Source organism: Acinetobacter sp. KAM396 (assembly GCF_021602765.1).
Classification (GTDB): Bacteria; Pseudomonadota; Gammaproteobacteria; order Pseudomonadales; family Moraxellaceae; genus Acinetobacter; species Acinetobacter towneri_A.
Window position 1 is genome coordinate 107,969 of record NZ_BPPH01000002.1, and the last position, 14,797, is coordinate 122,765.

Annotated in this window: 11 protein-coding genes and 2 pseudogenes; 9 read left to right on the top strand and 4 right to left on the bottom strand. The window is 39.0% G+C overall.

Features of this window, described 5'->3' with window-relative positions:
- Positions 1-320 precede the first annotated feature (320 nt).
- Entirely contained in the window at positions 321-1,655 is a 1,335-nt protein-coding gene (locus L6C30_RS02015; RefSeq protein ID WP_026438070.1) for an alpha/beta fold hydrolase, read from the top strand.
- 61 nt (positions 1,656-1,716) lie between these two features.
- On the opposite strand, the gene L6C30_RS02020 is transcribed toward L6C30_RS02015, so the two are convergent.
- Both L6C30_RS02020 and nagZ read right to left on the bottom strand, forming a co-directional pair.
- On the bottom strand, positions 1,717-2,607 hold the full coding sequence (locus L6C30_RS02020) for a class I SAM-dependent methyltransferase (protein ID WP_236162784.1): 891 nt from the start codon (positions 2,605-2,607) through the stop codon (positions 1,717-1,719).
- Between the two features lie 244 nt (positions 2,608-2,851).
- Positions 2,852-3,955: a beta-N-acetylhexosaminidase gene (gene nagZ, locus L6C30_RS02025; RefSeq protein ID WP_236162785.1), complete on the bottom strand. Its 1,104-nt coding sequence runs from the start codon at positions 3,953-3,955 to the stop codon at positions 2,852-2,854.
- Between the two features lie 195 nt (positions 3,956-4,150).
- Between nagZ and L6C30_RS02030 the strand changes: the two genes are divergently transcribed.
- The 5 genes and pseudogenes from L6C30_RS02030 (at position 4,151) to L6C30_RS02045 (ending at position 10,594) form a co-directional block, all read left to right on the top strand.
- A complete protein-coding gene (locus tag L6C30_RS02030) occupies positions 4,151-6,355 on the top strand; it encodes a carboxy terminal-processing peptidase (RefSeq protein WP_236162786.1) in 2,205 nt (734 codons plus the stop codon).
- A gap of 318 nt (positions 6,356-6,673) precedes the next feature.
- Entirely contained in the window at positions 6,674-8,740 is a 2,067-nt protein-coding gene (locus L6C30_RS02035; RefSeq protein WP_236162801.1) for a bifunctional diguanylate cyclase/phosphodiesterase, read from the top strand.
- Positions 8,741-8,743: 3 nt separating this feature from the next.
- Positions 8,744-8,968, top strand: a pseudogene (locus tag L6C30_RS02040) (Fic family protein); the annotation flags it as partial.
- Positions 8,969-9,103: 135 nt separating this feature from the next.
- A pseudogene (locus L6C30_RS14965) lies at positions 9,104-9,175 on the top strand (hypothetical protein); the annotation flags it as partial.
- A 219-nt stretch (positions 9,176-9,394) separates the two neighbouring features.
- Positions 9,395-10,594, top strand: a complete 1,200-nt coding sequence (locus L6C30_RS02045; protein WP_236162787.1) for an integrase arm-type DNA-binding domain-containing protein — start codon at positions 9,395-9,397, stop codon at positions 10,592-10,594.
- Here L6C30_RS02045 and L6C30_RS02050 read toward each other — a convergent pair.
- The gene (locus tag L6C30_RS02050; RefSeq protein WP_000541018.1) at positions 10,587-10,808 is read right to left on the bottom strand and encodes a hypothetical protein; all 222 of its coding nucleotides are present in this window, start codon (positions 10,806-10,808) and stop codon (positions 10,587-10,589) included. The genes L6C30_RS02045 and L6C30_RS02050 overlap by 8 nt on opposite strands.
- Positions 10,809-11,021: 213 nt before the next feature.
- Here L6C30_RS02050 and L6C30_RS02055 point away from each other — a divergent pair, with 213 nt between their 5' ends.
- Positions 11,022-11,912 carry a hypothetical protein gene (locus tag L6C30_RS02055; protein ID WP_236162788.1) on the top strand — a complete coding sequence of 297 codons (891 nt, stop codon included), beginning with the start codon at positions 11,022-11,024 and terminating at the stop codon, positions 11,910-11,912.
- A 97-nt stretch (positions 11,913-12,009) separates the two neighbouring features.
- Here the strand turns inward: L6C30_RS02055 and L6C30_RS02060 are convergent, their stop codons facing one another.
- The gene (locus tag L6C30_RS02060; RefSeq protein ID WP_019838393.1) at positions 12,010-12,861 is read right to left on the bottom strand and encodes a hypothetical protein; all 852 of its coding nucleotides are present in this window, start codon (positions 12,859-12,861) and stop codon (positions 12,010-12,012) included.
- Positions 12,862-13,425: 564 nt separating this feature from the next.
- Between L6C30_RS02060 and L6C30_RS02065 the strand changes: the two genes are divergently transcribed.
- Positions 13,426-14,373, top strand: a complete 948-nt coding sequence (locus L6C30_RS02065; RefSeq protein WP_019838394.1) for an inovirus-type Gp2 protein — start codon at positions 13,426-13,428, stop codon at positions 14,371-14,373.
- 135 nt (positions 14,374-14,508) lie between these two features.
- Complete coding sequence (locus tag L6C30_RS02070; RefSeq protein WP_236162789.1) at positions 14,509-14,796, top strand: hypothetical protein; 288 nt, start codon at positions 14,509-14,511, stop codon at positions 14,794-14,796.
- Position 14,797: the final 1 nt, after the last annotated feature.

The window sequence follows — 14,797 nt, forward strand, 5'->3', positions numbered from 1 at the left end:
TTTCAACTCGATATTAGCAGTCTGTGCCTGCACAATGAAGCATCTCGGCAGAAAATTGACTAAATTGTTCAATCTTTACATATTTTTCAATGCTTTCATCTTTAAAATAAATATTTTGAAATGCTTCATGATTTAAAAGTAGATGAGCGGTCATAGAAAATCTTGCGTATAAAATCAGCACCTGTATAGAATGATGCGATAACGACATTGATGTCATTCACAACAATAAGCAGGATGCCACTTTAATTCAGATAAGTGGGTAATCGTTCAATTACGAACACTTGCACAATAAAAATAAAATACGCATGGAGGTAAGGAATATGAATTCCATGATCCAGATGGATACGGATGTACAGGACGCAAGTTCGCATGTCTGTTTTTTTGATATTTACGATAAGCACAGCTTTAAACAACCCGCTCGTACCACTTGGATCAATGGTTGGAAAGTGGAGTACATGGCAATTGCTCAGCCAGAAACCGCACATTTAACCCCAATTGTGATTATTGGCGGTGCATTCCAAAACTTTAATTCGTATAAATATTGTGTGGAACAGCTCTTTCGTGCTGGGCCAATTATTTTAATTGATATGCCATCTATGGGCGCCAATCAGCAAATGACCAATGTGGAAACAGGTGAGTCGGCAGGAACACTAGAACTGCATGATTTAGGTCAGATGTTGGGTGACTGGCTAGATATTGTGGGCTTAGATAAAGTGTCCGTCATGGGCATGTCATTGGGTTCGGTGGTGGCATCGTGTCTGGCAGATCAACGTCCTGAATTGATTGACCGCATGATTTTAATGGGGGTTATGCAAAAGACCCGTAAAAGTTGGCGCATGTTGCTTGAAGAATCGCTGCATTTAATGAAAGAGCAGCGCATGGATGAGTTTGGTCAGGCGGTGATTTTGTACTTGGTCAATCATGCCAAAATGGAACAAACTCGCATGTCTCCGACTGCAAAGCGTTTGTTTTACCGACAAATGGCCGACTTTACCGCCACAGAGCAAGATCGCTACGATGTGAACTGCAACCGTTTATTGCGTTTAACTAATGTGCCTATTCCACAATGTAAGGTTTTGGTGGCGTGTGGGCAATATGATAGTTTTACCTTACCGCATGAAAATGCCAATTTCGCTTTACAGTGCCCGAATATGGAGTTTGCCATGATTGCCAATGCAGATCATGTGCCGCAACTACAGCGCCGAAAAGAAACCATGAATTTGTTTGCGACCTTTTTAAGCGATGAATCTATTCAGGACTTAGATGGCATCATTCCTCTGACACGTGCGCAGTTGTTGACGATGGAACGTCGTGGTGAGGCGCGTATTCGGGTGCAAAATCCGCAATGCCATTTGCAATATCGTTATTCTGATTTGAAAATTGCTACAAATATTGTGGATTTAAACTTCTTTGGTGTATTGCTTAATTTTGAAAATGCAGCGTTGGCGGCACAAGCAGCACAGTATGAACGAGATCTGGCCATAGAGTTACAGGATGAAGAAGGTAGTTTTAGCATTGAATGCTTAATTTTTGAAAGCGATGGGCAACAATTACGTGCATTATTTAAGCATGGTAGTTTTGAGGTGGCAGAGCGTTTGTTGCGTTATGTGGAACGTCAAAAAGTGGCTGCACAAAATTTGGAATTTGTCTGTTAGTCGGTGCAATCAGTTTGCTTAGTTTAAAATTATCCAAAGAAAATAGAAGCAAAATAGCGTGTTAAACCACGCTATTTTTTTTGTAGGCATGAATCATCCAAACTAAATCGCCTAAATGTTCTGTCGTTGTTTTTTCTAAAGAGGTATTTGAAAAATACAGTTTTGGTTGTTGTAGCTGCACTTGCTCAAAACCTGCGCTTTGAAAAAATTGAGTTAATTCCTGCGGAGTTTGAAAGTGGAAAGTGAAAGCACTGCGTGACATAAATTTCAATAATCGGCTGCAGTTCCAAATAAAGTTGGCGAGCTTGTTCTTGACGGGTTCAGGGTAAATATCGGTTAAATAATGCAGTTCTGGAAAGTCTTGGGTGTAGTTACACATGCCATTTAACAGCTGTTGCAGCATGTCTTTGGTGAAGTAGTTAATTAGACCTTCACTAATAATCACCAAGGGCTGCGAGTGGTCAAAATATTCAAAGACTTGTTGAAAGGAGTCACTAAAAATATCGGCGGTGAGCACTGCGGGTGCATCGTTGTCAATTTCTCGTAACGCTTGGGTTTTAATTTGCGCTATATCGGGCAAATCCAGTTCACGGTAATTCAGTTCAGGATATTTTTGTCGAAAATTCCAGCTACGTGGTGACAGTCCTGAAGCAATTTCGAGCACTTGTAATTGCGGATGTTGTTGAATTAGTGCGGTTAAGTGAGCATCAATCATTTGATGACGTTGTTTGAGGGTGTTGCGCATACTGCCGCCCACATGACGTTCTGCCCAGTTTTCTAAAGGATGTACCAATTTGGCTAAAAACTTGCCTTTACGGGTCGCAAATACAGGATGTGAAATCCCCATTTGATACCAGATGTACCCCGTATAATGTGCGGTAAAAGAAATATGCCGATGTTTGGACAATGCAGTCGTGTCTGAGTGAGTTGGCTTGGCATCTGAGTTGTGCATTTTAGTCCTTTTTTCTGTCGTGATTTTGCTGTTCAGCAATGTTTTTGTCATTTTCGTATAGACCTTAATTGTTTGTATGGTGGTCGTTGTCTTTTTAGGCATGCTTTGACACTCAAGCTGCGGTGTCAGGCATATACTTAAAATAGAATAAATTCATCATAATCAAAAAGGAACACGCTGTCGTGTTCCTTTGTCGTATAAATGCTGTGAAAAAGTGAAGGCGTGTGGTTAGTTTGTGGTGATCTCAAGTTGCAGCGTTTTTAGTGGCACTTGAATAATCGGTCGGGTCGTGACTGGTTTGCGCTGCGAGTAGCGTGGCACTTTGTTCTTTAAATGCCAAAATACGATCACGGACGCTTCGCCATTCATCGCCTAAATCCAAAACTTCAGTAATGTTAAACTCCGCATTAGGCTCAGGGATTTTACCGCGCATGCGTTCTAAACGTGCCTGATTCGGCAAGGGTAAATCGGCAATCGCACTTAAAGCCAATCGTTGTGCTGCACGGTTGTTGCAGACCAGCCCCATGTCACAGCCTGCGAGCAAAGCGGCTTGAATACGCGCATCAGCATCGCCTGCTACACAAGCGGCCTGCATGCTTAAATCGTCCGAAAAAATTACTCCATCATAGCCCAAGTCTTTGCGAAGCACTTGCTGTAGCCAAAATTCAGAAAAACCTGCAGGGTTCGGGTCGACCTGATCATAAATGACATGCGCAGGCATGAGCGCATCTAGTTGATTTTGCAGTTGGATAAAGGTTTGCATATCCTGTTGCTGAATTTCAGCAAAAGAACGTGAATCTATCGCGGCAGCAACGTGAGAGTCGGCTTTAACCGAACCGTGTCCCGGAAAGTGTTTGCCTGTGGTTGCCATTCCCGCACGATGCATTCCACTTAAAAAAGCCTCTGCCAAAGCAATAATATTGGCAGGACGGGCAGCAAAAGCACGATCTCCAATCACATCACTGACACCATTTAGATCTAAAACAGGTGCAAAACTAAAATCAATGCCTACCGCTAATACTTCGGTGGCCATCAACCAGCCACATTCTTCGGCTAAACCTAATGCACGTTCAGGTTCGCTTTGATATAACTCGCCAAATCGGCCCATGGCAGGCAATAGCGTAAAACCTTGTTTTAAGCGTTGTACGCGTCCGCCTTCCTGATCGACTGCAATTAAAATATCAGGGCGCACCTGACGCATGTGATCAGTCAGGGCGCGTACTTGCGCAGGAGATTGGATATTTCGGGCAAATAAAATAACTCCACCGACTTGCGGAGCGCTTAATAGTTCAATATCTTCTTGAGTAAGTTCTGTGCCAGCGATGTCGAGCATCAATGCGCCAATCATATTGGGTGTCCGTATTCGATTTTTATCAATTAAAAAAACAATACCTGAATTCTGCAATGATTTGCTACATTTTGACAGCACAGATTATGATAAAACTACACGACAGACCCAAATTAAGTTGTATAAGATTTTGAATCTGCTCAATTCATTGTGAAAAGCAGAGATTGGTCAAAAACCAAGGACGTAAATATTTTTATGAAACTTCAAACTATCGCTTGTGCGGTTGCAATAGCAACTGGCGGTTTTTTCTTTTCTCACGCCATTAACGAGGCAATTGCAGCCAATAATACCGCTGTCGTTGCTAACAGTATTGTGCCGACGCAGGAACAAGCTTTGGTTTCGCGTCAATTGGCGACCTTGGTCGATCGTCAGCATTATTTAAATCAGCGTTTAGATGCCGCAACGTCGCAGCGCATTTTTGATTTTTATATCGACAGTTTAGACCCAGACCATACTTTGTTTTTGGCTAAAGAAGTTGAGCAATACCGCAAACAATATGCCTCAACTTTTGGTGCTTCTTTAAAAGCAGGCAACTTGGCGGGGCCGTATCAAATTCATGCACAGTATCGTGAACGCTTAAAACAGTTTTATCATTTCATGTTGGCAGAGCTGAAAAAACCACAAAATTTAAAACAGCCAAATGTCACGATTGAAACAGATCGTGAAAAAGCACCGTTCTTTAATACTGAAGCAGAAATGCGTACACATTGGCAAAAAATGCTGGTGTCGCAGCTCATTAATCTGACCATTAGCAAAGAAGAAGAATTGGCAAAACAAAAAGCCATTAAAGACAACCCTGAATTGACCAATGGTCAGGATTTGGCAAGTCCAGAAGATTTGACTCCAGTTCAGACTCTAACTAAGCGTTATACCCGCCAGTTAGAGCGTATGGATCGTTTAAAGAGCGATGATGTGCTGGATAAAACTTTGAATGCGATGATGCTGACTTATGATCCGCACAGCAATTATTTCCCACCTGTCGATGCGATGGAGCTGAATCGTCAAACGACTTTGCAGCTTGAGGGGATTGGGGTATCGATTCGTCCTGAACGAGGCAATGAAGACTACACCAAAATTGAAACCATTGTTGAAGGTGGCCCTGCCAGTAAAACAGGGCAGGTGAAATCGGGTGACCGCATTATTGGTGTGGCGCAAGATGGCGAAAAAATGGTGGATGTTGTGGGTTGGCCGAGCAATGAAATTGTGGGGCTGATTCGCGGTAAACGTGGCACCAAAGTCACTGTGCGTTTGTTGGGTGCGGGTGCGGCGATGAATCAGGCGCGTAATGTGACCATTGTGCGTGATGTGATTCAGGAAGAAGATGCGGGAGTTCGCTCACGAACGATTGACATCAAACGTGATGGTCAAACTTATACCTATGGTGTGATTGAAATTCCATCGTTTTATTTGAATTACCGTGCGCGTCGTGCAGGTAATGAATATCGCTCGGTGTCGGAAGATACCAACAATGCCCTGAAAAGTTTGGCGGCCAAAAATGTCGCAGGGATTATTATTGATTTACGTAACAACCCTGGCGGTTCATTGGAAGAAGTGGCACGTATGCTTGGGCAAGTAATCAAATCAGGCCCTGTGGTGCAAATTCGTGATGGCAATGGCAACGTGAGCGTATTTGAAGATGACGATGGTGGTGCACAGACTTATGCAGGCCCATTGGCAGTGATGATTAACCTTGCTTCTGCTTCGGCCAGTGAAATTTACTCTGCTGCAATTCAGGACTATCAGCGCGGGATTGTGATTGGTAGCACCACCACAGGTAAAGGTACAGCGCAGGTACAACTCGACACCTTAGCTTATGGGCAGGCGACCTTAACTCAACGTAAGTTCTACCGTATTACAGGTGGAAGTACCCAAAACAAAGGTGTGATTCCAGATATTAAACTGGTGGATATTTACAATGAGGAGTTTGGTGAGCGTAAAGCTAAAAATGCCTTGAAGTGGGATACCATTCCAACTGCGCCATTTAAGCGTGAAGGTTCAGTACAGCCGTACATCACCAAGTTGGGTCAATTGTCACAGCAACGTGTCACGCTTGATCCGCAATTTCAATATTTGGAACAACGTAAGCAAATTGCCAAACAAACTGAAGATCGCAAAAGCATTGTGTTAGATATTGAACAACGCAGAGCAGAGTTGCTGGCTTTGGAACAACAAACACTGACTGCGGAAAACAAACGCCGTCAGGCAACAGGTTTGAAACCATTTGCCAATTGGGAGAGCTATCAGGCATCCATTGATGCTTTGGCAGAAGCGCGTGCCAAAATGAAGGCGGCACAACGTCCTGCCTTGCCTGAGGAAGAAGCTTTTGTGATTGAAGCAGCGCAGGTGTTGCAAGATTATGCCATGTTACAAAAAGGTGTATCTGAGCCGAATCAACCATAAAAAAATGCTACAATCTTAATAAAATAGAACCAGCAACTAAAAGTTGCTGGTTTTTTATCCTCAAGCTAAAAGTAAAATGGCAAACTGCTTATAGTTTTGAGTTAGACAGCTATACGCAGTTTTAAATTGCCATTATTTCATGACGATATATTATTTATTTGACTATTGACCAAAGCAGAATAGTATTAGATTCTAAAATCAATGCGGTCTTTGCTAGATCAATCCGCCGTTCAGGTTGCTTTTTAGTTATTATTTATAAGAGAGTGTGAGATTGAGTAACCAAAAAACAATAAAATATGACAGAGATGGACACATCTAATAATGCATGTACATTATGATCTAAGCTTGGTAATTGGCTCGGTAGCAATCTCAGTATTGGCCTGTTATTTTGCAGTGTCTGTTGAGCAAATGCTCTTTCAAAATGTACAACAACAACTAAAAAAAATATCATTAATCATGAGTGGTTTGCTGCTAGGTGCGGCAGTGTGGAGTATGCACTTTGTGGGCATGTTAGCCTGCCAATTACCTGCGCCGTATCAGTTTGATCTTAGCTTTTCGACCCTGTCTTTTGTTATTGCATTTATCGCCTCTACGTGTGCGGTTTGGCTGACCACACAATCGACCTTGCCTGTGGCGCGTTTGATCCTTAGCGGCATTTTGATGGGGTTGGGCATTTCAGGCATGCACTATACGGGCATGATGGGAATTCAGGTAGAAGGTTACCGTAGTTATTATGATCCCACGATTGTTTTGCTATCTGTATTAGTAGCGATTGGTGGAGCAATACTTACCTTTTGGTTTATGTTTCGCTCCAAGTGCAGAATGGAGCGTCAGGCACAATATAAAATTTTCATCGCGGTGCTCATGAGTCTGAGCATTGTTGCCATGCACTATATAGGCATGGAAGCACTGCATTTTTACTCTACAGCCGATTTGCCTCAATCAAGTCATTTCCAGATCGAGCAAGAACCAGCCCTGTTGGTGGTTATTTTAGTGACCAGTCTGATTTTTGCTGCTGCGGTGGGCGTATCTCTGCTGGAGCTGCGCTTAGAAGAAAAAAGCAAACAATTGTCTTTGGCTAATCGAGAATTAGCCGATCAGGCACTCAAAGATAATCTGACCAAATTGCCCAACCGTTTATATTTAGCTGAATATGCACAATTGCTTTTTTCTGAGCATAGGCAAAAAAATACTAAAATTGCGTTTTTATATATCGACTTAGACCGCTTTAAAGCGGTGAATGATGTATTTGGGCACCATGTTGGCGATCAATTGCTGATTCAGTTGTCTAAACGAGTGCAATCCCACTTAGGTGAAAATACCCAGTTAATAAGAATTGGTGACGATGAATTTCTTTTAGTGATAGAACATACCGATATTGCCGAAGCCACCGTTATTTCTGAAAAAATATTGGAATTGATTCAGCAAAGTTTCATAATTGAGGATAAGGTCATTAATATCTCAGGCAGTATTGGCATAGCGATGTATCCAGAGCATGGCACCAATTTGCAAGATATTTTAATGAATGCCGATGCGGCGATGCTGACCTCTAAATATCAGGGGCGTAACACCAGTTCAGTCTTTAATTATGATCTAGAGTTACTTGAGACCAAAAGCCAAAGTAAGTTGATTAATGATTTATATAAAGCAGCTGAACAACAACAATTGAAGCTGTTCTATCAGCCAAAGTTTAAAGCCACTGACCATAAAGTTTGTGGCGTAGAAGCTTTAATTCGTTGGTATCATCCCGTGCATGGTTTACTTACACCAAATATGTTTATTAAAGGGGCTGAAAAGACGGGGTTGATTATTCAAATTGGCTATTGGACGCTAGAAGAAGCCTTTAAACAAATTCAAATTTGGGAAAGATGGGGCGCACCGTTATTCCCTGTGGCTGTGAATTTATCGGCAGTGCAGTTTGAACATAAGCATTTATTTTCGACTTTAGAAAACTTGTTTAAACGCTATGAGATTCAACCCCAACACCTGATGATTGAAGTGACTGAAAGCACGGCAATGCATCATATTGAATCGAGTATTCGTAGTTTTGAGCGTTTGCGTCAAATGGGGATTCAATTGGCGATTGATGATTTTGGTACAGGACATTCGAGCTTCTTATATTTGAAAAAATTGCCAGTCGATGAGTTGAAAATTGACCGTGCTTTTATTTTAGATTTGTGTTCGGACAGTAAAGAAGAATTAATTTTAGAAAGTATTATTCAATTGGCGATTAAACTAGGTTTAACTGTGACTGCTGAAGGGGTGGAAAGACCATTGCAAGCAGAAATTTTAACCCGTTTAGGCTGTCAGCAATTACAGGGTTATTTATTAGGCTTGCCTATGGATGTTGAGCGTTTAGAAGAGTTGTTTAAACATTCGGCTTAAGTTAGCAATCATGCTACCGTTCAAGTGAGCGATCAAGTTCAAAGGTTAATTTCAGCAATGAAGCAAGGAGACAGTACTTTCGCTGAGTTGATGCAATTGGTCGGATTAACTCATCGAGCAACGTTCCAAAAGAATTAGTTAAATCCTGCATTAGAAGCTGGTCTGATTAAACGTACCATTCCTGATAAGCCGAAAAATCCGAAGCAAAGATATAGATTAAAAAGATAACAATACTTTCAATTGTGCATAAATTAGAACATATCAACAATCAATAAAATTGATTTAAATCTGCTACAATTACGCCAATTTTTCATATTGATTATTTTGATCTTATACACTGCGGTTCTGCAGTAGGTGTCTTGCATGAGTTTTAAAGATGAGTTAGCGGCGCAGGTCGCACAGCGACGTACTTTCGCGATTATTTCCCACCCAAATATTTGACACCATTTCAAGTCCATTTAACCTATTTCAAATATAATAATAAAACCATCGTAAGTACTGTAAAAATATAAAAATATTGTTATTCTTTGTCTGATATGTCTTTCAACCCCGTTCAATAGATTTCAAGTCTAGTCAGTATGTTTGTGTACATATGTGTGTACATATTTTCTAGAATTTTCTATTTGAAAAAAATATGTACACAGGTGGAGTAAAATGCCTTTAACAGATACGTGGCTTAAGAAGAATCTAGATCGTGAACGTTCAGCAATACATACGGAGCCTGATCAAGATGGATTGAGCGTTCGTGTTTCTCAAAAAGGAAAGCTCACTTTCCAGATGCGTTTTCGATATAACGATAAGCAAGCTCGTTTAGACTTGGGAACCTATCCAAATATGAGCCTTAAAGAAGCTCGTATTGAATTGCAGAAAATGAAAGCAATTTTAGAAAAGGGACATGATCCACGTATTCATAAAAAAGTAGAACTTCACAAGATCACAGAGGCTATAACTTTTGAAGCGTTATTTCGTGAGTGGCATACGAAATATAGTATTCCAAACAAAAAAAATGCAGATCAATATTTAAGATCATTTGAACTATATGTTTTTCCTAAGTTGGGGGAAATCCCTGCCGAGCAAATTACATTACACATGTGGTTAGATTTACTAGAAGAGCAATTTAAACAGTCGCCATCAATTACTGATCGCATTCTTACGAATACAAAGCAGTGTTTGGATTGGGGGATTAATCGAAAATTAATTGAGCAAAATCCCATAAGACATATCACTGGAAAGCGTGACTTAAATATTAAGAAAAATAAAACTGTTCGAGTATTACAAGATGATGAGTTGTCTTTAATTTTTAAAATTTGTGATGAGTCTAGAACATCATTAAGGAATGTTTTATTTCTCAAGTTATGTTTGTTTTATGGTAATCGATATAGTGAGTTGAGGCTTGCACGGAAATCAGATTTTGATTTTAGTAAAAATACATGGACAGTACCGTATGAAAATCATAAGACAGGAGGAAGTAAAGGGGACATTGTTCGACCTATTATTGATGAGATCAAACCGTGGCTTCAGTCTGCAATGGATTTGAGTAATTCTGAATACATTTTCCCACATGAAAATGGCAAAGAGCCAATGGGGCGTAGTGGGCCAACAGATACCCCTTATAACTTCATGCAATTTGCAAGGAAGAATTATAAAATTGAAATGGATCATTGGTCTATGCATGATTTACGGCGTACAGCAAGGACAAATTTCAGTGCGTTTACAAGTAGGGATGTTGCGGAACTGATGGTTGGTCATGTGATGCCTGGGGAACAGGGGACATATGACTATTATGATTATCAAAAAGAGATGTCGAAGGCTTATAAAAAATGGTGGAAAAAATTAAGTAATCTGTCTAGCTAGACAGATTACTCATTTGGTTGTTATTGAAATATTTGATTAGCCATTCGTTAAACGTTTCTTCATCCCAAAGGCTAGTAGAGCCAGCGCATTTCTTAATAGGTTGAGGCATTGGTTGCTCGAACATTTTTTGATTAGGTTGTTGGTAACGCCATAAAGTTGATGCAGAGCAATTTTTGAGTTTATGGCGGATTTCTTTGGATGTTAAGTAGCCCATATCTGTGATCCTCTTGTAATCAAAACAATAGATAAAAGAACTAATTTTTAACTTTAAATATTGGCTGGGAATCAACCTATAATATTAAAACCATTAGTTCAGTTCGTTGATGGGGTAACTATAAAATTTAGAAAAGGTTTAAAATAGAGCAGTACTCATATTTAGAAATATAGTAGTATTATTCTATTGTAATTATCTGTATTTTAATAAATTATGACTAATAATAAATTATCAGACCTCTGTCTGCTTGAACGGGACATATGGTTCAACTTTTGCTACTACTATCAGTGTGAACTGGGTGATGAGTCAATAGCAGATGAGAATCAAACATATGTTGATCAAAAAGAAAAAATCATAAGAAGAATGCAGCAGAATGATTTTCCACTGAGTGAGCTCATGGCTTTTCGTCAAGAAATAATGGGAGAAACTATTCCTTTTAAGCCTTTTCAAATAGCTGAACTTTTAACACAGCTTAATACGTTAAGGATTGATGTAAACAGCTTGCCTATAAAAATGTTCAAAAAACGATTTTCAGATATTTTAATTGCCTATGTGCAATTGCTGGGTGGATTGGAGTCTATCCATAATAAGCAACTTGCCAAAAGTGCAAAGGCAGTGCTAGCAGTCAAAGCACGCTATGAAAAGCATTTATATCCAAGGCGGGAAATTCTGTATCGCATCTTAAGAGAGCAGGTAGCTTTACAAGGTAAATGGAAGAATCCGAATCAAGCAGTTAATTTTATTATTGATGATTTAGTCAAAGCCTTTGAGGTTTATGATGTTGAATGGCTCCAGTCTGAATTTGAACTTAAGCAAAAATTGCTCAAGCAACTGGAGCAACAGGGTAAGCAGTCGGTGAAGCAAGCTAATGCTGAGTCAGACGGTGTGCGAAGAAAGCCAGCTTCAATAGCGAAAAAAATAGAAAAATTACAGCTAGAACTGAAAAGCATCAATCAAATCCTCAAGGCAAAAGACCCATCCAAAGAGATGGAAAAATCCAAGTATAGAATGCCTTACAGTGGTGTGTATATTGCTGAGACCATTATCCATGAGTTGAGAACCCAGCCAGAGATATTACGAGAAATTTTGTTAAACATGGATTAATTACTTTCTCTCTGACAGACTTAATAGGATATCAATATCTGTCAGGTCAGGTCAGGTCAGGTCAGGTCAGGTCTGGACTAGTACAAATGAGTACACTTTATTTGAGTTTAAATTCATTAAACTCTTTTAAAATAATTGCTTCCAGAACTTTACTTTTATTCATGTTTTTCAATTTAGCCAATTCTTCAAGCTGTGCTTGAGTCTCAATTGTCAATGGTAGATGGTAGGGCTTTTTTGCTTTTCCAGAATCACGAAATTTCTTTTGACTCCATGTTTTTTTCATTTTGAGAAGAATCAGTTCTTTGGATTCAGAAGTTCCATAAGAGAGATTATCCAAGCAAGCTAAGATGGACATATATTTTGACTGATCATTATAAGTAAAGTTGAAGCATTCAATTTGTAGGCCGTGTTTAGCCAGATATTGCCATGCCCATGCTAGTTGTGCTGAGTTCAATGGATCTAGCCATTTTGTTTCTTGGTCAGATAATTTGTTTACATTCCAGAAAGAAAGACAGTTTTGTAGGAATAATATTTTTTCATCTATAGAAATGTTAATTCCATCAATATTGTATAAGAAAGTCTTATATAGATTGTTAATACCATAAATAACAATTAAACGGTTGTATTGAGTTGATAAGCGATTGAGTAACCATATAAGTAAGCGGTAATTATCTTCTTCAATCCAATTTAAAGCGTCGGTAGGAACTAATGTATTTTGTATGCTTGCAATCAAATAATTGACAGCATTTCCCACCGGCTCTTGGTTACTAATGAAATTTGTTAAAATCAAATCTTTTTGTAAAAGTGAAGAGTTACTACTTGTCCCAAAGTGATAGTTCAAATTAAAAATATTAATTCCACACTCAATCTCTCGCTCACTAAATTTAATTCTATGATTTACTAAAAGTGTGTTGATCTGGAAATTTTGGCCTTTATGATCATGTATCATTATTAAAATCACTATGTAGAATTTTATGTGTATATTTTAGCGAAATATTTTTAATTTTTATTTAGTTTTAAGATGAATAATAAAAATATTTTTAATAGTATTTATGTAGATCTAGAGGGTTTTTCCCGCTTAAAGATAAGGGGTAACAGGGGGGGGAGGTACTGATAATTCCTTTTAACGAAGAACTTTAAACTTATGAGGGAATTTACAATGCGATATGTGCCAATAAAAAAGATGTAACTTTAGCTTCAATTGTTTATTAGTAAATTATGAAAGATCCAACGCTCTACAGGGTAGTATCGACGATGATATGGCTAAAATTAGGGGGGAGTTTAAGCAGGTAAAATATATTATTAATATAATCATATATATATCTTATAGAGCTGTATGTTTTTATGAGTTGGGTTATCTTAAGTGATTAATATTTATCAGTATTATATGTCTTAAAGTCTATGATTCATTTTAGAGGAGTAGGATGACCACACATCCTACTCAGAGTCAAGATTAGTAAAATTTTACATCTCTCACTTACATATGAACCTTTTGTTCCAAGTGAGAATCCAAATGTCCCAGAATGTACCTTTAATCAATGAGTCATCTTCACTGATTTCTATCGAGAACTTTCTTGAGAGTGTCTATTTTGAAAACTATATAGATGCTGACGAAGAGTTTAGGAATGAGCTGCTAGAAGCTGTTCTTTTGTTTAAGCAGGTTTATCGTGAAGGCTTCGCATATTCACATGTGATAAGAATAATGAAAAGAGTCCTCATACTTGTAGACTATGTGCTAGAAAAGCTAGACCTCCAGATGTATGAAGATATCTTGAAATTTGAACAACACCATATCTTCCATATTCAAAGCTTGATTCAATATGAGATGAAATCTGCTTTATGTGAAAGAATTGAATTTCAACGTCGAGAAGAATGCAATGCAATAAAGCTACAGGATTGCTTAAAGAAGCTTTTAACCCATTACTCAAGATTACTCTTTGTAAGAGTAGACCTGAGTATTTTACAAAAGCATCAGGAAAACTGGGATATTGAGAATTTTTCTGAGGTACTGGCTATTTTAAGGAATCGCATCGCTAATCAGGATGGTTGTTTTTCAGACTTGCAGGGCTATGCATGGGCTTTAGAACAGGGTATTACTAAAGGATATCATTGTCACCTTTTACTCATTTATGATGGCAATCAACATCAGCAAGATTCTGCTTTAGCCAAAATGGTTGGTCAATGCTGGGAAGTCATAACCATGAATCAAGGGACATACTACAACTGTAATACCGAAGAGAATAAAAAGAAGTTTGAAACGAATGGACTGTTGGGTATAGGTATGATTTATCGTGATCAACCATTACAAGTTAAGAATGCAATTCGTGCAGCCAATTACTTGGCAAATCCTGATAAGAAAGGTCAGCACATGCGTGTAAAAACTTCTCCTAAGATGAAGACATTTGGCATAGGTCAATTCAATGTTGGATGGCGTAGAGGAATTAAAGAGATAAGTTATTAATCCTATTCCAAATAATTTGAGATACATAACATCCTAATGAGAATCATGAAGCTCTTTTGAGTTTGCATGAAAATAAGGAATCAAAGCCTGCCTTCGAGCAGGCTTTTTTATGCTCTGAAATTGAGGAGTCGAGCCATGAGCTTGAGCTGTCCCTGTTGCAATTCAACAAATGTCATATTGATTGAAGCAAATCCATCACAATCGAATACAGCCTTATCCAGTCTTGGAACACCAGCCACATTAGCGGCATTAGGAACCACGGTAGCGAAGTCTTTCAATTTGCCGCCGATTGTTGGTGGAATCGCAGGAACCCTAATCGGTGGGGTGTTGAATTCGCTCACAGAACAAAGTGCTCCAACACAGCAGAACTTATGCTTTTGCCAAAACTGCTACCAAAAGTTCCCAACGCATCTTTTGCATTAAT